Source organism: Calothrix rhizosoleniae SC01 (assembly GCF_900185595.1).
GTDB classification, from domain to species: Bacteria; Cyanobacteriota; Cyanobacteriia; order Cyanobacteriales; family Nostocaceae; genus Calothrix_A; species Calothrix_A rhizosoleniae.
Window position 1 is genome coordinate 34,109 of record NZ_FYBH01000240.1, and the last position, 20,917, is coordinate 55,025.

6 protein-coding genes are annotated in these 20,917 nt (G+C 40.5%); 4 read left to right on the forward strand and 2 right to left on the reverse strand.

The genetic code is table 11. The annotated features are described in order from the left end of the window. Positions 1-73 precede the first annotated feature (73 nt). Both CALSC_RS14370 and gatB read right to left on the reverse strand, forming a co-directional pair. The gene (locus CALSC_RS14370; RefSeq protein WP_088242011.1) at positions 74-2,296 is read right to left on the reverse strand and encodes a serine/threonine-protein kinase; all 2,223 of its coding nucleotides are present in this window, start codon (positions 2,294-2,296) and stop codon (positions 74-76) included. A gap of 367 nt (positions 2,297-2,663) precedes the next feature. Beyond that, entirely contained in the window at positions 2,664-4,139 is a 1,476-nt protein-coding gene (gatB, locus tag CALSC_RS14375) for an Asp-tRNA(Asn)/Glu-tRNA(Gln) amidotransferase subunit GatB (RefSeq protein ID WP_088242012.1), read from the reverse strand. 300 nt (positions 4,140-4,439) lie between these two features. On the opposite strand from gatB, the gene CALSC_RS14380 reads away from it, so the two are divergent. The 4 genes from CALSC_RS14380 to CALSC_RS14395 all read left to right on the forward strand — a co-directional run. Then, a complete protein-coding gene (locus tag CALSC_RS14380; protein ID WP_088242015.1) occupies positions 4,440-12,047 on the forward strand; it encodes a SpvB/TcaC N-terminal domain-containing protein in 7,608 nt (2,535 codons plus the stop codon). Positions 12,048-12,328: 281 nt separating this feature from the next. Continuing rightward, positions 12,329-12,535 carry a hypothetical protein gene (locus CALSC_RS14385; RefSeq protein WP_088242013.1) on the forward strand — a complete coding sequence of 69 codons (207 nt, stop codon included), beginning with the start codon at positions 12,329-12,331 and terminating at the stop codon, positions 12,533-12,535. A 55-nt stretch (positions 12,536-12,590) separates the two neighbouring features. Further along, the gene (locus CALSC_RS14390; RefSeq protein ID WP_088242014.1) at positions 12,591-13,676 is read left to right on the forward strand and encodes a hypothetical protein; all 1,086 of its coding nucleotides are present in this window, start codon (positions 12,591-12,593) and stop codon (positions 13,674-13,676) included. Between the two features lie 170 nt (positions 13,677-13,846). Continuing rightward, positions 13,847-20,917: neuraminidase-like domain-containing protein (locus CALSC_RS14395; RefSeq protein ID WP_200817636.1), on the forward strand; the 7,071-nt coding region annotated here is incomplete at its 3' end.

Sequence of the window (20,917 nt, forward strand, 5' to 3'; positions counted from 1 at the left end):
GTTGCTAACCGTAAAAATACTTAATAGTTTATTGTACTTATTGTTAATCTATTTTATGTATTTTTACTAACAACTATTCACTACCAGAATTTCCTATATCCTTAGGAGTGTTAGTAGGTATGGGGGTAGAATCAGAATTAGGGGTTGAGGTTGGTATTGCAGTTTTTGTCACACTTGGCGTGGGACTGCTGGTAGATGTAGGAGTAGAAGTAGATGTAGGAGTAGGGGTAGGGGAAACAGTATCTGTAGGAGTAGGGGTTGGTGTTACTTTTGGGGTAAGACTTTCTGCTTGGAGAGTAAATTCATAGGAGCGGGATCTAGAATCTCTAGAGACGATCGCAAATTCATAATATCCACTTTCTGGTAATTTCCCTGACCAAGAACGCTTTTTAGAATCTGTTAAAAATGTGAATTTACCGGTAGGTGAATATATGGATAATAAAATATTGGGATTGGCATCCAGATTTACTTCCATTAATTGATTCCGAGCCAGTTCGGCAATGAAAACTTTCCCTTCAGCAGGTTTGAGGGAACCGCTAATTTTTTTTCCTGTAGCACCGGGAGCAAAAACTATTTTTTTTAAGGCTGTTCTGGCAATGATCGCATTCAGTTTATCTGCAACAAAACCATGCCATATTTGTCCAATGGGCTCATTCGTAAAATTTTTACCTCTTTGTTGCGGAAATTGCTGAAAGAATGGGGCATCTCCCAAGTCATACAAAGCACGGCTAGATACATTGAGATTATTGACCCTTACCTTCCAGCGATCGCGGTCTGATTTACTATAGGTTCCCAGTCGTCTTCTGGCATCAGAACTGAGTCTAGCCATTTTATCTAGTAATTCTGCGGCCGTTGCATCCCATTGTGTTCTTAAGGACTTATCGTCGGGTTCATCACTGAGAGTTTTTCCCCGTAAGCTAGGATTTTTGTCCCAAAATCTTTGATTAACTAAGTTAATGTAGAAGTTATTATTAATACCTAATTGTTGTTGGCGATCGCGTAATTTCTGTTTCCGTGCTCGTTCCTCTGGTGAATATTTTGCCAGAGGATCGTTAGGTTGATTATTTTCAGGACTAGATGTAAGCGTTGGTGTAGGATCAGGTGTAGAAGGATTAATTAAATTATTTACACCCCACACCCCAATACCTGAAGCACTAACTACGGAAAACGCTAACAAGGCAATTTTTCCTGGTGTCCACCAATTTTGATGGGAATTGGCAAAGGGAGCAGCAGGATTGGCAGAATCAGGAGAAATTGCAAAAGTAGCCTCGGTTTTTGGCTTTTCTGGGGGTATAGGTTGAGATTGAGGCGGATTGTTGACTGTTACAGGAGCAAGTGCATTTAAAATTTCCCTGGCGGAATGATAGCGAATGTTGGGAGTGGGGGAAAGCATTTTATCTAAGATAATGCTCAAATTGTTACTCAAACTAACTTCTTCCCGCCATTTCCAAGTCAGAGTGTGTTTATCAATTAGTTCTGACGGCTGTTTCCCGGTAAGTAACACCAACACAGTAGCTGCTAGGGAATATAAATCACTGTAAGGCTCAACCAAACCAGTCTGCATTTGTTCGGGGGGAGCATATCCAATTTTTCCTAACAAAGTTGCTTGTGGGGTAGGGAAAGCAGCCTCTGGTTGGTAATATTGAGAAGCAACAGCTGCTGCTACTTGTTTTACACCACCAAAGTCAATCAAAATTGGTAGTTGGTCGATGTGGCGAAGAATTAAGTTATCTGGGGAAATATCCCGATGAATTACTCCCAAAGAATGGATATATTCTAACACTGGGAGAATTTGTTGTAATAGCTGCCGCACTTCTGATTCGGTAAATTTTAATCCTTGTGCTAGGCGGTTATCTAGCAAAGTGCTATAGTTTTTTCCTTCGACATAGTCTTGGACGAGAAATAAATATTCCTTACCCGCCAAATTCGTACGAAATAGTTCTCGGAAGCGGGGAATTTGTGGATGTTGCAATTTGTAAAGAACCGTAGCTTCCCGTTGAAACAATTCCTCTGCTTTTTGTAATACATAGGGGGTTTGTACCTGGGGAGAAAACTCTTTTAAAACACAAAGTTCCCGGAAACGATTGATATCTTCAGCTAAATAAGTCCGTCCAAACCCTCCTTGACCGAGTTGACGTACAATTGCATAACGATTACTTAATATTTGTCCTGGTTGGATGCCCTTAACCATAGATATATGGGGATTATTTTCTACATCTAAATTTTCTCCACAGTGTAGGCAAAAGCGGCTACCTTGAGGATTTTCGTGTCCCTTAGAACAATATACAGGATTCATAATTTATTTTATTATGTATTTATTTAATTATTTAAGGCTTGTTAAAAAAGTCTTATATATTATTAAAATAATACGAAATTAAGTTTGATCACGGGTACGGGATAACCCAACACAGAAATTGCCACTTTTAAAACCACCTAACTTCAACCCGCAGAATTGATTAATGCTATACATGGATATGGCGGTATTGCTGAATTGGAAATATGAACTCGAAAAATCAGGTATCTTAAATTCTTCTGTGCGCCTCGAAGTGAGACAAATTCATATCTTGATTCAGCAATGCCAATATAGCTAATAGTCAGGAACTTGGATTTATTAACCTAAAATCAGATTTGTACTTTATTTTATTCCCATTCCTGATGTATGATTAGCCATTCAACTTTTGGGTTACTAATTGGTTAGTTAGCTTAGGATCGGCACGTCCACCAGTTTCCTTCAGTACCTTACCAACAAAGAATCCCAGAAGTTTAGTTTTTCCTGCACGATATTTTTCTAATTCTTGAGGATTTTCTGCAATTACCTTTTCGATAATTGGCTCTAGGACACTAGGATCAGAAATTTGCTCTGCACCTTTAAAAGCCTCTTCTGCAGATTTACCAGCAAATAGTTCTGGGAGTTTATCTTTAGCTTTTTTATTACTAATGGTTCCCTTTTCAATCAAAGAGATAGTTTTAGCGAGATTTTTTGGTGTCAAAGCCAATTCAGCAATAGTCAGCTTTTGTTTATTCAAGTATGCAGCGATATCTTGGGTAATCCAATTAGCGGCTTGTTTGGCATTAGCACCAGCTGCAATGGTAGCTTCAAAGTATTCAGCAGTGGGAATATCTTCTGTTAACACCCGAGTATCATATGCAGAAAGTCCCAACTCACTTTCATAACGATGACGTTTCTGTGCTGGTAATTCTGGTAATTGTTCACCCCATGTATTTAGCTGTTGTGAAGACACTTCAATGGGTGCTAAATCAGGTTCTGGGAAGTAGCGATAATCGCTAGAACCTTCCTTACTACGCATACTAATTGTGCGTTGGGAACCTTCTTCCCATAAACGAGTTTCTTGGAAAATCTTTTCACCAGCTTCTATGGCTGCAATTTGGCGTTCAATTTCATAATCAATCGCTTTTTGGATGGCGCTAAAGGAGTTCATGTTTTTGATTTCTACCTTGACACCAAATTTCTTTTGTCCCACAGGACGCACAGAAATATTTACATCACAACGTAGGGAACCTTCTTGCATATTGCCATCACTGACACCAAGGTAACGAACAATGCGACGTAATTCTTGGGCATATTCAGCAGCTTCCTGTCCAGAGCGTAAATCAGGTTCAGAGACAATTTCGACTAAAGGTACACCCGCACGATTATAATCAACTAAGGAGTAAGCTGAACCAGAAAGGCGCTCACTACCAGCATGAACTAATTTACCGGCATCTTCTTCCATATGTAAGCGGGTAATGCCTATCTTTTTGCGAGTCGGATTACCGGCTTTATCTACTAATTCGATTTCCAACCAGCCATGTTGAGCAATGGGTAAATCGTATTGAGAGATTTGATAATTTTTGGGTAAGTCTGGATAAAAATATTGTTTGCGGTCAAATTTGCTATAGCTAGCAATTTGACAATTGAGGGCTAAACCTGCTTTAACTGCATATTCGAGGACTTTTTCATTCAGTACGGGTAAGACTCCAGGTAAACCCATACACACCGGATCAATATTAGTATTGGGTGCAGAACCAAAGGCGGTAGAACTATCGGAGAATATTTTTGTATTAGTACTGAGCTGACAATGGGTTTCTAAGCCAATAATAGCTTCATACTCTGTTTTCACTGGAGCAGCAGAAGTCATAAAATCAAAAATGGAAATACTGTCTTCAAAGTACTATTGTAGCTGGCTTATATCCCGTTACATAAAACTTACCCAAAAATACCTATAACTAGACAAATATAGACATATGTCATTTCGGTGTTTACTTCTTGCTTTCACTAATTTTAAGAAAACCAAATATTTGTAACATCGGCTACACATTTAGTGAACGTGCAATCCTTGCACTTATAGCATGAGAAAGTGCTTGTCAAATATCAATGTTCACAAAGTCACATCGCATAGCTGAAGTGAACGTCCACTCTGAACCTGAAGAGAATGGGTATGATATTCAATCCTCCAAATAACCAGGTTGACAGCCAAGACGGCTCCGCCGCCGATAAAGGCTATACTTCTCCACCTCCAACCGTATCGCTTCCCAAAGGAGGTGGGGCTATTAAAGGCATGGGCGAGAAATTTACTGCCAATCCTGTGACGGGAACTGGTTCGATGTCAGTACCAATTGCTGTAACTCCTGGTCGTTCTGGATTTGCTCCACAGCTTTCCGTTGCCTATGACTCGGGTGCTGGAAATGGCATATTTGGTTTGGGTTGGAACTTGTCATTCCCTTCTATTACGCGCAAGACGGATAAAGGTTTACCTCGCTACTGGGATTCAGAAGAATCGGATATCTTTATTCTTTCTGGTGCAGAAGATTTGGTGCCTGTACTGAAAACTGATGGGACTGTGGATGAAACCCTGCCGGATGGTTATCGGATTCGCAAGTATCGTCCCAGAATTGAGGGATTATTTGCTCGGATTGAATGTTGGACAAATTTGAATTCGGGGGAAACACACTGGCGTTCTATTTCTAAGGACAATATTACGACGCTATATGGTAAAACTGCCGAAAGCCGCATTACCGAACCTAATGAACCAACACATATTTTTAGCTGGTTGATTTGTGAAAGCTACGATGATAAAGGTAATGCTATCCTCTATGAGTATAAAGCAGAAAATTCGCAAGGTGTTGATACAACGCAGATACATGAGCGTAATCGTACCCCAGAAATTCGTTCTAGTAATCGTTATTTAAAACGAATCAAATACGGAAATCGGGTTTCTCGGTTGGTACAGCCTGACCTCACGGCAGCAGATTGGATGTTTGAAGTGGTATTTGACTACGGGGAACATGATTTAACTAACCCCAAACCAGATGATTCGGGGGAGTGGTCGGTTCGCAATGACCCATTTTCTTCTTACAGAGCAGGTTTTGAAGTCCGCACCTATCGACTGTGTCAGAGGGTGTTGATGTTTCACCACTTTCCGGATGAAGCAGAAATTGAGCAAAATTGTTTGGTACGTTCAACGGATTTTCACTACTCCTATGAAGAAAATCCCACAGATGCGCGAAATCCAATTTATTCCAAACTAATTTCAGTCACTCAGACGGGTTATAAACGGAATTCCCAGGAGGGATACATCCAAAAATCTCTACCACCATTGGAATTTATTTACAGTGAACCCCAGATTGATGAGATGGTTCGTGAAGTTGACCCCAGGAGTTTGGAAAATTTGCCCCAAGGGATGGATGGTACACAATATCAGTGGGTTGATTTGGATGGGGAAGGATTGTCAGGAATTTTGAGTGAGCAAGGTAATGGGTGGTTTTACAAACGCAATCTCAGCCCGGTTAACATAACTCAAATTGATGATTCAGAGCATATTGAGGCATGTTTTGCACCAGTTGAGTTAGTAGGTAGTAAACCTGCAAGTAATCTTTCTAATGGCACACAGTTTCTCGACCTTGCAGGGGATGGTCAAATTGATTTAGTCAGTTTACGCAGCCCATCTCCTGGTTTCTATGAACGTAATCACAATCAAGGTTGGGAATCATTTGTTCCCTTTAAGTCTTTGCCCAAACTGGATTGGGATAACCCAAATTTGAAGTTTATTGACTTAGATGGGGATGGACACAACGATATTTTGATTACGGAAGATGATTGCTTTGTTTGGCATCCGTCTCTAGCAGAAGATGGGTTTGGGGCAGCACAACGTATACATCAACCATGGGATGAGGAAAAGGGACCGCGTATTGTATTTGCTGACAGTACCCAGTCAATTTATTTAGCAGATATATCCGGGGATGGATTGACAGATATAGTCAGAATTCGCAATGGTGAGGTTTGTTACTGGTCTAACCTTGGTTATGGAAGATTTGGGGCGAAGGTAACGATGGATAATTCACCCTTGTTTGATGCGCCGGATATCTTTAATCAACGCCGGATTGTTTTGGCAGATATTGATGGTTCTGGTACTACGGACATTCTCTACTTAAGTAGTGAAGGAGTTCAGGTTTACTTCAATCAGTCGGGGAACAGTTGGTCAGCAAAGCAGGTATTGCGGAATTTTCCGGCGATCGATAGTGTGGCATCGGTAACTGCCGTTGATTTGTTGGGTAATGGGACTGCTTGTTTGTTATGGTCTTCACCTTTACCAGGTAATACTTCCCAGACAATACGATATATCGATTTGATGGGTGGGCAAAAGCCTCATTTATTAACCAAAACAGTAAACAATCTAGGTGCAGAGACTATTGTTCATTATGCGCCTTCTACAAAGTTTTATTTGCAAGACAGATTAGCCGGAAAGCCCTGGATTACCAAGTTACCGTTTCCTGTTCATGTCGTAGAAAAAGTCACTGTTTTTGATAAGTGGCGACAGACTCGTTTTATGTCTACCTATAGCTATCATCACGGCTACTTTGACGGCATAGAACGAGAATTCCGAGGATTTGGACGAGTCGAACAAATCGATGTAGAAGATTTTGGAACATTTACAGCCGGAAATATTACCAGTCCCTATATCAGCGATAACCAGACACTTTACCAACCTCCAGTTCAAACAATTACCTGGTTTCATACAGGAGCATTTTTAGATCGGGAGCATATCCTTTCCCAGTTTGCTGATGAATATTTCCCCCACTGGTTTGAGGAACTCAATCCCAATGAAACGAATATCTTGGGAGATTTTCAAGAGAATATTCTGCCTGAGCCCGATCTAATTGGCGAAAACCTCAGTGCCGAAGAATGGCGAGAAGCATTAAGAGCTTGCAAGGGAATGATGTTGCGTCAGGAAGTGTATGAATTAGATGTGGATGCTATCGAACAAGGTGAAGAACGAAAAGTAAAGCTATTTTCAACGGCATTTCATAACTGTCATATTCAGCGACTTCAAGCTCATGGGGAGAATCGTCATCCCGTTTTTCTAGTAACTGAAAGTGAGGCGATTACCTATCACTATGAACTGGATTTGACAACAGATATACTCGAACCCGACCCCCGCATTTCTCACACCCTGAACTTACAAATCGATGAATACGGTAATGTGCTGGAATCGGTCGCAATCACCTATCCTCGCATCGGACAGCAGGAGGGCGAAATGCTTCTAGAGTCAGCAGAAGCACTCATTAATCAGGTACAGCAAGAACGCCATTTAGTCTACACCGAAAATCGCTTTACCGAAGATGCGATAATCGCCGATGACCAGTACCGTTTGCCTTTGCCTTGTGAGGTTAAAACCTACGAACTTACCGGAATTTTTCCCGAAGAAGGCTTTTACTATACTTTGTCAGAACTTCAACAAGCTGACATAGCGAACGATGACATTGTTGAAGAAATTGCTTATCATGAATTTCCCGATCGCATGATTTGTCAGAAACGACGAGTAGAGTGGGTGCGAATATTATACTTTAGTGAGGATCTAGAAACACCCCTGCCTTGGGGAGAACTGAACTATCTAGGTTTACCCTACGAAACTTACAAGCTGGCACTTACCAATGATTTACTCAATGCAGTTTTTAAGTCAGAACACCTGACAGCAGAGGTACGTGGTAATTTGGATAACCCTGACTTAAGTGGCTATCTCAGTGGTATTACCCTAGCAGAACGCTTTGCAGATATGGATACTACTGGTCAGTATTGGATTCGTTCTGGTATTGCTGGTTTCGCACCTGATGCAGCAGAACATTTCTACTTGCCGGAACGCTACACCAATCCTTTTGGGCAAACGACAACATTGGTCTACGACTCACGGGATCTCTACATCGAATCCAGCACTGACCCCATTGGCAATACTACCCAGGTGACTCAGTTTGACTTTCGAGTGCTGACCCCATCTGAAATGCGGGATATTAATGGGAATTTTTCACGGGTTTACTTTGATGTTCTCGGTTTGCCAACGGCAATGGCAGTCATGGGTAAGGGAAATCAAGGGGACAGTCTAAATTCCTTTGATGATGAACTGGCTAATCCTACCTCGGCACAACTCAATGCCTTTTTTGTGGAGAATGCTTACGACGAAAACCAAGCCCGGATTTGGTTGGAAAATGCCACGGCTCGATATGTTTATTACTTTGGCGAACAACAAAATGATGATGGCACAACAACCTGGGGTGAATATCCCGCTTGTGCCTGTAGTATCCTGCGCGAACGACATGGAGACGAGGACAGTCCGCTTCAGGTGGCGTTTGAATATTCAGACGGGATGGGGACTGTATTGGTCAAAAAAGTTCAAGCCGAACCCGAAACACCCGATGGTTCCTTACGCTGGATAGCGACGGGAAAAACCATTCTTAACAACAAGGGCAACCTCGTCAAACAGTACGAACCCTACTTTAGCCAAAACGAATTGGGAGAACCGGATCATCGATTTGAAGAACCCCAGGAAGTCGGAGTTACCCCGATCCTTTATTACGATGCGGTGGGGCGGCAGATACGAACAGAAATGCCGAATGGAACTTACAGTCGGGTTGAGTTTTCTCCTTGGTTTATGGCAGCCTACGATGGAAATGATACTGCACTAGAACCAAACAATGCCTGGTACGAACGCTATATCAGTGGTGAGCCAGAACAACGAAGGGCAGCTCGTCTGGCTGAAGTTCATGCCAATACTCCAGCAGTGACGCATTTGGACAGTTTGGGGCGGGAAGTGGTGGCGATCGCTCACAACAAATGGCGGCGCGAAGATGTTGATTTTGAGGAAAAATATGTCACCTTTACCAAGCTGGATATTGAAGGAAAGCCCCTGTGGATAAGAGATGCGCGGGGAAATCGAGTGATGGAGTATATTAATTCTCCGGGGGCAGAAACGGGTTTTGTAACCTGTTATGACATTGCCGGGAATCTACTCTTTGAGCACAGCATGGATGGGGGCGATCGCTGGATGCTGATGGATGCAACGGGACAACCATTTTATGCCTGGGATGAGAACGAACGGGTAACAGAAACAGATTCTTCGGTGCTGGAAAGTCGCCGTTTTCATACAATTTATGATGCCTTGCGTCGTCCCCTAGAACAACAGTTACAAATTGATGAAGGTTCTCTCTTAGTAATTGAACGGTTGATTTATGGGGAAGGACAACCGGAGGATCTCAATCGTAACTTGCGGGGACAGGTTTATCAGCACTACGATTCTGGTGGGTTGGTGACAAATCAGCGATTCGACTTTAAAGGTAATTTGCTGGAAGTTACCCGCCAACTGGTCAGTGACTACAAAGCACAGGCGATCGATTGGTCAGGGAACTCCCCGACGAATAATCTGCAATCTCAGGAGTTTACTGTTTTTACCGAATACGATGCCCTGAACCGTCCAACTTTGTTAATCAGCCCAGACCAGAGTGTAACTCGTCCAGTATACAATGAAGCCAATCTACTGGAGCAAATGTATGTGGTATTACGGAGAACAGCCACAGAAACAGTCTTCGTGCAGAATATCGGCTATGACGCAAAGGGTCAGCGAACGTTAATTGAATACGGTAACGGGGTACAGACAGCTTATACCTATGACCCAGAAACTTTTCGACTGGTGCGGATGCTGACGACTCGTACCTCAGATAACGCTCGTTTACAAGATTTGCAGTACACATACGATCCAGTGGGAAACATTACCGAGATTCGGGATAATGCTCAACAGGAAGTTTACTTTGATAATACTCAGATATTGCCTCACAACAACTACACCTATGATGCACTCTATCGCCTAATTCGGGCGCAAGGACGGGAACACGCCGTTCAAAATAACTTGCAGCGAGATGCAAGGGAGTTTAACCCCATTCTCAGTATTCCCTTTCCCAATAGTCCGGAGGCTCTACAGCAATATGTAGAGGAATATACCTACGATAGTGTAGGTAATATCTTGTCCATGAGACATACGGGTGGAGCTTTTGAACGTTGGAATCGTCGCTACCAATATGCTGAAGACAGTAATCGCTTGTTGGCGACTAGCAGACCGGATGATGGCGACCAGTTTGCAAACTATACCTACGATACTCACGGCAATATGACAACAATGCCCCATTTGCCGTTGATGCAGTGGGATTATCAAGATAGGTTAAAAGCAACCAGTCGCCAAGTGGTTAACAATGGAACACCGGAAACTACCTATTACGTTTATGACGGCAGTGGTCAACGGGTGCGGAAGGTAACGGAACGGCAAGCAACTGGAGGAACTTCTACTCGGAAGAATGAGCGAATTTATCTGGGTGGGTTTGAGATTTATCGGGAGTATGGCGGTGATGGGGAAACGGTAACGCTGGAGAGGGGAACTCTACATATTATGGATGACCAGCAACGCATTGCCTTGGTGGAAACGAAAACGGCTGAGGTGAGCAATGGGGTTGCATCTCCGACTAATTTAGACGTGCCTATAATTCGCTATCAACTTAGTAATCATTTGGGATCAGCTAGTGTGGAACTGGATAGCGGTGGTGGGGTAATTTCCTATGAAGAATATCATCCTTATGGCACAACGGCTTATCAGGCAGGGCGCAGTTTGGCTGAGGTGAATTTGAGGCAATATCGCTATACGGGGAAAGAGCGGGATGAGGAAACGGGATTGGCGTATCACGGGGCGAGGTATTATGCGCCGTGGTTAGGGAGATGGACAGCAACGGATCCAATAGGAATTAATGATGATAAAAACCTTTATCAATATGTGCGAAATAATCCAGTGATTTTAGTTGATCTGTCTGGCAAGGCACCAGAATCAAAAAGGGATGGAAAATTTAAACGAATTGTAAAGAAAGTAGTTGAAAAAGTAGGTGAGAGCCTCATTGACTATAACGACCCAGGACATGGATCCCAGACTCCTCAACATGGATATTACGATGTTTTTACAGAACCTGAAGGGGATAAAGATACCAAACGAGTGCAATCCGAGTTAAAGGAAAAGAAAGAAGGAAGTCCCAATACCTCATCTTCTCAAAAAAAAGGAAGTCCTAATACCTCATCTTCTCAACAAAATGGATTGACTACTGATCCTGATGTACGAGGGAAAGTTGAAGGTCAAACTGATTACAAAGGGAAATCTAGAGCACCTCTTGATATTTTTGAGGGCGAATTGGAAGGTAAACAAGGAACACATTTAGTTGAAGTTGCAGATAACGAAAGTAAGCCTAAGAGGATTGCGACAGTACCTGCAAAGCCAGATTCCGGTAAAAAAGCATTGACTGTTGGTGCTGAGGGAGCTTCCAAATTGGGAAAAGTTATTGGCAAAGGAGTTGCAAAATTGGCTCCAGGCGTTGGAAATGCTGTTGGAATAGCACAAGGCTTAGAAAATCTTGAGAAAGGTAACTATATAGAAGGAATTTTAGATATTGGAGGTGCTGCTCCCGATCCTATCGGAGGCATAATTGATATCGTTGGAATTGGTTATTCCGTTGGAAAAGTAATAGTTGAAGAGAATCAAGAACAGCCACTTGAGGCAAAACCAATGTTTGACCCAGATCTTTTCAAGAAAGCAAAAGAGAAAGCTGAAGCTAAACCAGAAATAGAAACTAATCCAGTAGATGAATTTGTCGGACCACCTTTGCCTGATGAGTTTGTTCCTGATGAGTTTGCTGGTCCTCGTTTACCTAAGGGATATTTCGATGTTAGGAATGAGCTTATTGTTTGAGTGTGATCGCCCACTCTCGTTGGTTTGGTTGAGGCAACAAAACCCAACATCTTTTCTCAAAATTATATTCAAAAAACTCAAAAAAAGGAAACTCACCCAATGATAAATACAGAAACTAAAAACAAAAATCTACGCCACTGGAAAAGCAACATTGCTGATCAATCAGGATAGCTATCTATAATAATCGCGATTCAAATATGGCACAAGATACAAAAAATGAAGTCGAATAAACCAAATTTTTCTTAACATAAAACCCACTCAAAAAGGAGACTCAACCAACAATGGATATGGAAACTAGAAACAAAAACCAACTCCCTTGGACTGAAGAACATTGGAAACAAATCGATATGGCTGTTCACGATGAATGTAAGCGCACAAAAGTCGCAGCCAAATACTTACCCCTTTACCCTGCCCCTGGAGCGAAGACTGTTCCTTCTGATACCGTACTCTTGGGCAGTGCGCTCGCTCGATCTTGTAGGTTGGGTTAAGGCAACGAAACCCAACATCCTCAAAACTAAAAAACTAAAAAAAGGAGAATTATAAATGGATATTAACCAAAGAAACTGTAATCAACTTCCTTGGGATAAGACAATTTGGGATGACATAGATCACTCAGTTCATGAAGAATGTAAACGTATTAGCATTGCCACAAAAATTCTTCCCCTGATGATGCCAGATTCTGAAGATGCATTAACCGTACCTTCCGAAAATATATTTGTTAAAACCGTCGATCGAGAACGATTGTTAGCAATTGAAGAATTTGAAACTACCCCTTTGGTTGAGCTATGTGTTTCATTTACCTTAACTCCTCAGCAGGTTTCATTGGAAGGAAAAATTGGTAAAGGTAGAGCATTAGCAGTCCGTGCAGCTAACCTTCTTGAGCGTGGATGTGATGCTGTAATTTTTAAAGGGCAATCAGCAATTGACGGAGTAGGTGGAGAGCAAGATCCCTTATTCCGGGATAGGAAAGTTGTTGCCAAATCTTATAGCAAAAACAATCAACGCGCTCGCTTAGGACTATTACAAGCTCCTGAAGCTGAAGGTGCCAATCCTGACATTCAAATTATTCAAGTGCCCAGTGTTAACTCTAACCCAAATCAACCAAATTGGGCAGAAAATGGCACTGCTAAAATTCACGAGGCCTATGGCGCACTACAGAGTGGTGAAGGACTCGATCACTCTCATTATGGGCCTTTTTTTCTAATCCTACATTATGTACCCTTTACTAATTTTTTTCGCCCTCTAGCCAATACACTGATTCGTCCTTATGACACTTTTGTCAACTTACTGACAGAAATGCCTTACGGGCATAGTTCAAGCCAATCTTCTTCAGACAAAATGCCTGATATGCACGAAATGTACTCTTATGATAAACATCCACTTTACTTTGGGACTGGAACGGTGACTCCGTTAACAGGCATTTTTGCATCTTGGGGTGGCAACACAATGCATCTTGTTGTTAGCAAAGATACATTTACCGAATGTACCCATCAGGACAAAGATGGAAATTATTGCTTCCGTCTTTGTAAACGCTTTTGCTTGCTGCTCAATGATGTAACCTCAGTGATCCGTTTAGAATTTCTCACAGAATCTGAACAATGCACTCCTTCAACTCCGTCTCCCGGCTAACTAAACAAAAAAGATAACCAAGAACATCAAATGGATCTATCTCGACTTTGGTTGTGGCTATTCAATTGGGTTAATATCCAGTGTTACTCTTCGTAGCTAAATAGAACCAAGGACAAAGATTGATCCTGATATTAGGGCACTGTGAGTAATTTTTATGGAGCAGACAAACTATGCGGAGCGAGCATGAAGGCATTTCCTTGTGGTACGGAACTCCTGATGCCCCTGCACCCCAGGAGAATGTTTCAGCAGGTAAGCAAATTTCTGTGACTGTGGGTGTTTCCCCCGCAGATGCCAGTAACAGGATAGAAATTCGTTACCGAGTCAATCAAGGCGAAACTCAGGTTATTACGGCTCGATATGTCCCCAACAAAGGCGATCGCCGGGTTCAATACTTTCGAGCTTCTCTTCCTGCTTTCAATCCTGGTGATGTAGTGGAGTATACACCAGTTTGTCGCTGTGCTGGTCGGCAGGTTCCTCCTGAAGATGGACTTGAGGGTTTTACCTCTTCATTTGTTATGGAAGTGGGAATTGAAAGAGAAAGGGATGAACTCAAATTAAATCAGAATAAAACTACACAATCCCAAGACCAAACTACTGATAGCCCTACCAATCCTCAGAACAAAGACCTCCAAGAAACTGTTTCCCCCAAACAAAGCAGTCCCTCTCGGCTTTCATCTCGCAAGAAAATGCGCCTCAAAAACTTGACTTTAGGCATGGCTGAGGGAAAGCACAAGGCAAAAATAGAACAAATGTTCACCGAGACGGAAGGAGAATTTAAGCAACTTAAAGCTCGTCTGGAAGAAAGTGAAGAATTCGACCAGGAAAGCATCCAACGGCTGACATTTAATGATGACTTAGCCGAAGTCATGGAAGATCGAGAAGATTTAGTCACAGCATTCGTTGATAATAATCGCACTCATAGCTTGCGTGAAATTGCTCTGAATACTAAAAAAGAAGACCTCAAAGAATTAATCAAAAGTACCAGCAACGAGGAGGAAAAGGAAACAATCGCAACCAGGTTACAGGATAGGTTGTTCCGCAAAGCACCAACTGCGGTTATTCACCGCATGGTTCGCGATCGCGAATTGGAAGAAGAAGAAAATGTTTGTCAAGGCTTATTGAAATTCTTTGAAGCCAACCCCGATCTGGATTTCCAAAAGACCTCTGTATTGAATGTCCTCAAACAACCAGAAGTACTCAACGAAATAGCACCAGAAGATAGGGTAAAAGTCGTTAATCGCCTCAAAAGTATGCAGCGACTTTCAGCCATAAGTCCTAAAGCTGAAGCTTTACCCAAATTAATGAAAGTGGGCTTAGATTCAGCTTATGCGATTAACGAAGTTCCCTTAGAACGTTTTGTAGCTTTATATAGCGATCGCTTAGGTGGAGTAGATGTCGCCAAAAGCATTCACGCCAAAGCTCAAGATATATCAGTAAGAAACGAACATGCTTATGTTGCTTTGCGTCAAGCAGTGACAGGTGTATCAGTCAATATGATAGATGGGGGACAATCTGTAAATTTCCGTCAATCTCTTATCGATCAAATAGCTGGTGAGAAAAATATTCCCATCAATTTTGAAACACTTTTTGGTAGCGTTGATTTATGCGAATGTAAACATTGTAATTCAGTTTATAGTCCAGCCGCTTATTTAGTTGAATTGTTTCAATATCTACGCAACAATAACCTAGATTCTGAAAATAATAAAGCTGGAGAAGAAGGAATTAAGAAAACGCCACTACAAAAATTCTTCCGCCGTCGTCCCGATTTATGCAAACTACAACTTACTTGTGAGAATACTAATACACTCATTCCCTATATTGATTTAGTGAATGAAGTCATGGAAAGTTTTGTGGTGAACTTAGAAGATTATGAAGATGATAACCACAAACCCAAACAAGCAAAAATTGCAGTTCATAATGTTGTTGATGAAAGCAGTGGGGAGTTATTAGCCGAACCCCAACACACGAATTATAAAGCGTATAAAATTCTCAAGAATACTGTTTATCCAGTTTGTAAACTTCCCTATCATCAACCCATTGACGCTACCCGCCAATACCTAAACTTCTTGGGAACAAGCCGTGTTGAGCTTTTTGAAACATTTAGAGCGGATATTGATTACAAGCCAGAAGAAAATGCCAGTGATACGGAAATCGAACGTTTAACTCGGATGAAAGAGTTAAAAATTCAGTCCGTAGATCGAGCGATCGCCGCCGAATTTCTCCATCTTGTAGAGGAAGAATATGTCATCCTTACCAAAGAAGGTTTTCACACCAAGGAATGGTATGAACTTAAGGAAGAAACAAGTTTAACGCGATCGCAATACGAGCAAAAAATTGGCTTAAAAGACACCTGGGACTACTATGGCATCAATAGTGAGAATCAGATGCTAGAAGAACTAAAGTGGGTTAAGCCTGCTCAAGATACCGGTATTCTTGGTTTTCTGCGTCGGGTTAATATGCGGTATATTGATCTGATTGAACTATTAAAAACCCGTTACATTAATCTTAATTATTTGTCAGGTAAAGCACTGGCATATATGAATAGCATTAGATATAGCTATCGTTATCTGCAAACTTTGGTTGACAACGAACAAACTGATTTAAAGGCAAAATACCAACAATTAGTTAAACTTTTGCAAGCAGATTTAGTATCTGATTCCACTAATCGATTTGATAAAGCTTATGTAGAATGTTGGGTTTATAAATACTTTGCCAAAATTGGGAAGCTGATTGTCCTAGAAGAAAATAGTAGTGATGTCTCTTGTCAGTGTATTGAAGGGAAAATTAATCTAACAATACGCTATCACAATTCCAATCCAAATCAATTGTCAAATCTACATATAGAAGAGTCTATAGTACTAATTATCAAGTCTGATTGTCAAATATATAATATTTATCCAGAAGTATGGGTTGGATACTTAGAAACCAGTTCAGGTAAAATAATATTAGATGCATTAAAATTAATTGAAGCCGATCCAGATTTTTCAAAATTTGGTGAGGAGCTTTTAGGAAGAATTTTATCAGGAGATTTTGTCGGTACAGATTGGGAAACAGTAACTGTACAAGGTACTTTCGAGGGAGAAAATGGGGAAAAAGGGAAAGTACGAAATTTCTTGATACTTATTGATGAACCACTTATTGTCTGTACGGGTGATCAAGAAAATTGTGATATTTCAAAAACTCAACTAAAGCATCTAGATGGGACAGATTTAGTAACATCTGAATACGATAGAATGCACCGTTTTATTCGGCTATGGTGCAAACTAGATTGGACAATAGCAGAAGTAGATCAAGCTATAACTGGGGTTGGTGAAACAGTTAAGAATCCACCTAAAGGAATATCTAATTTTACAGCTAGTGATGATTTTGTTAGTTTCTCTCCGAAATTGCTTCCAGAAGATGAAGAAGATGAAGGAGAAGAAAACCTAAAATTTATTACATCTAATAAAAAACAATTAAAATTAAATCCCCTCAGAATTGATGAAGATATTACTCGTTCCCAAAATACTCTTATAAAGGATTTCCCACCTAATCCCCCAGGAATCGATGATGATAATGGCTTATTCCCTGGTACTATTGCAGATGACTTTACAGCTAAGATACCAGACGTTAATTGCAAACCAGAACCTATTTCTAAAGTATTACAAGACATCACACCTTATTTGATTGAGCAATTAGTTGCAGTCAAAAAATTACAAGAAATCACAGGGATCGAACTTGCTAAACTCCTGACCTATTGGATATCTATTGGAACAGAAGGAGAAAATTCTCTTTACGAACAATTATTCCTCAAATACAACTTAATAGCAGTAGATCCGGTCTTTCAGGAAGAAAAATTCGGTACTTATCTAACTCAAGAAGAAACTTTCAGCAATCATCTACCTATACTGATGTCAGCATTGAAAGCAAGTAGTGCCATGCTAGAAAAAATCATGGCTTATGCTGGAATCGCAGATGAATTGACTCTAGAAAATGTTTCTCACCTGTATAGGCATATACTGCTTGCCAAATCATTAGGTATACGAGTAGAGCAATTACCATCATTATTAGAGCTAATTAAGAATCAGGCTCATCCCTTTAGTCAACCAGCTAAAACCCTTAATTTTTACCAGTTATTTTTCCGTATAGAAAATTCTGGTTTTGATGTTAGGGAACTAAATTACATTATTAGAAATGAAGACGATTTAAATAGACCCCTTCGTCCTGACATTGGTGAGCTATTCCAATTGGCAATAAATTTGCGTCATACGCTCTTGCAAATTGAAATAGATCATCCCGATATTAATGATGATGAGGAAGTAACTGAAGAATTGTTAAGAAACAAGTTGAGTTTGCTCTTTGATGAAGGAAGTGTTGTAGAGCGAATTATTGGTCTTCTTCAAGGAACAACTGTATATGAAGACAATACCCGCAGGAAATATAGTACCAAGCTAAATGCCAGCGATGGCGATAACATTATTGCTTTTTTACAAGCAGAAAGGAAAAAAGAAGAAGAAGAACCCGGTGGAGAATTCCAAACCTTTTTAGCAAGGGTACAATTTAGGGATACTAAAGGACTGCAAGTTACGGGAATCCTCAGTGAAAGTGATCGCGAACGACTTATTTCCTTAGCAGATAATATTGAAAACGATGATGACCGAGAAAAATTCCTCATCGTAATAAATAAAATTCTGGCACAGCCAATACTCTTTTTTGAAGATACTTTTTCATCTATTTTTCTTGAAGATGCAGAAAATGCCCAAGCAGTTCTGTTAGCAGAAGATACTATTGCTAGCGAAAATCAAGAAGATAGCTCAATAGAAAAGCGTGCTTTTCTGATGCGTGCTTTCTTACCTTATTTAAGAGAACAACTGCGCCAGCGTCAGGTAACTCAAATATTGACTTCCGCTTTAGGGCTAGATCAAGACTTAACAGAAAAGTTGGTGATGAAAGTCATCAAAACGGAAAATGATGAGGTCTTATACCAAGAAATCATTCGTCTCAAAGAGCAAAAGGATTCTTTAGAAGAAGAAGAAACATTAGTTTGGCAAGGATATTTTGTCCCAGAAAAAGAAGGAAAATATAGGTTTTTATTAGAAGCAGAAGGACAAGCAACACTAACCTTCAGAAATCAACCCCTTTGGTCTGAACCTGAACGAACTGATGACGAACAAATAAATTATTACCGCAGCCGAGAAATATTTCTCAAAGCAGGTATTGCCTATCCTTTTGTTTTGCAAGGCTATGACGAAGATGAAACCGAAAAGATTATTGGTTTATTGATGAAATTCAATGACCAACCACAGACCAACATCTCAGATAAGGTTCTTTTTCCAGCATTAAGAACAGAAGCCTTCAACAAAGCATATATAAAACTGCACAAAGCAGCCATGCTCTTAAGCGGTTTTGACATGACTTTGGAAGAACTAGAATTTTTGCTGGAATTTAGTAACAATTTTGCAGGATTAGATTTTAATACATTAAGCTTCCCGCAGTGGTTGCGACTAGAAGCTTTTTATCGGCTGCACAAAAGCTTAAACACAAAAGAATTAAGTTTGCTCGAATTTATTCGCTGGACACATCAAAAAGAGGATTCAGTTACAGAAGCATCAATAGCTGTCCAAATCAGTACTTTAACAGGCTGGGAATTCAGCCATGTAGAAAAGTTAATTAAACCTAAGCATTTCAACTTGTGCCATCCTCAGCATTTTCGAGACGAGACAAATCTACTAAAACTGCAAGCTACTTTAGAAATTTATCATAAGATTGGTGTCGATCTCGATCTTTTATTTCAATGGGGTAAACCTACTTCTAAATTTGGCTCAAACCGTAAAATTGCAGGCAGCATTCGAGAAGCGACTCGCGCACGATGCACCCAAACAGAATATGAAGAAGTCATTAAGCCCATACACGATCAATTGCGCGAAAATCAAAAACAAGCTCTTATCGCCTACCTATTAGCCCAGCCAGTGCTTTTGGATTGGGGTGTAAGGGATGCAGACAGTTTATTTGAATTCTTTTTGATTGATGTCCAAATGGATGCCTGTATGGAAACCTCACGAATAAAACAGGCGATCTCATCGGTACAGCTTTATGTACAGCGATGCTTCTTGGGATTAGAAGCAAAACATGGGGTTGGTTCAGAAATTCTTGATCGTCAGCGTTGGGAATGGATGTCCCGTTATCGCGTTTGGGAAGCCAACCGCAAGGTATTTCTTTATCCCGAAAACTGGATACGACCAGAACTAAGGGATGTTAAAAGTCCATTTTTTGAGGAACTAGAATCTGAATTACTCCAAAATGATGTGAGTCAGGATACCGTCAAAAGTGCTTTGACTAAATATATCGTTCAAGTTGATGAAGTTGCAGACCTTCAAGTAGTAGGGCAATTCATAGAAGGCAAAGGTAATGCACAAAAACTCCATGTTATAGGTAGAACACGTAATGCCCCTTACTTCTTTTATTACCGCTATTATGAATTTGATAATGAGTATTGGTATCCTTGGGAAAAAATTGAAGTTGATATTCCTAGCATTGATATTGAAGACAGACAAGGAAGGCTTATAGAAAATGGAGTCTTTATTACACCAGTTATATGGAATAATAGGTTATTTATTTTCTTTCCTCAATTCATGCGAAAAAATTGGGATAGTCCTTTGCAACAAAAAGTTCAGCTAAGCAATAATGCCGAAAATACGATTGAACAAAGTCAAAGTTTATCTTTCTGGGAAATCAAACTAGGATGGAGTGAGTATAAGGAAGGGAAATGGACTCCAAAACAAGTATCAAATCGAGCTATTTATACTCTGATCAATTTTAGACCTACTATTGATCCGGGTAATCCGGTCATTCCTCCTAGAGTCAAGAGGTATGAGTTTGATCTTTTAAAAGAAAGGGAAAAATTTATTTTTGCTCCATTCATCAAAAGCAATGCGATCTTTATTCAACTCTATTATTTAGGTCAAGTTTCTCAAGTATGTGAAGAGCTAGTTAATCAATATACTTCATTCACTAGAGAAATAGATCTTAATCCAGTACAGAACATACTTCCTCAATCATTTAGTTTTGATGGCAATCAAATAGCCCTAAAAGATGAAAGTATTTCCAGCGTAATGCCTTCATTGTGGACTAGTCCAAGGTTATTGGGTTTCCATCGCTGGGATCTATCGGGTGGCGGAACAGAGTCTTTGTTTTTTCCAATACAAGCAATTCATTCAGATAATGACCCTGGAGATGATTTATCAATTAGATTTATAGAGGGT

What these genes read in the sequence shown, in the direction of transcription:
- gatB (WP_088242012.1), bottom strand. Translation starts at nt 4,139, where the DNA reads ATGACTTCTGCTGCTCCAGTGAAAACAGAGTATGAAGCTATTATTGGC.
- CALSC_RS14370 (WP_088242011.1), bottom strand. Translation starts at nt 2,296, where the DNA reads ATGAATCCTGTATATTGTTCTAAGGGACACGAAAATCCTCAAGGTAGC.
- CALSC_RS14380 (WP_088242015.1), top strand. Translation starts at nt 4,440, where the DNA reads ATGATATTCAATCCTCCAAATAACCAGGTTGACAGCCAAGACGGCTCC.
- CALSC_RS14390 (WP_088242014.1), top strand. Translation starts at nt 12,591, where the DNA reads ATGGATATTAACCAAAGAAACTGTAATCAACTTCCTTGGGATAAGACA.
- CALSC_RS14385 (WP_088242013.1), top strand. Translation starts at nt 12,329, where the DNA reads ATGGATATGGAAACTAGAAACAAAAACCAACTCCCTTGGACTGAAGAA.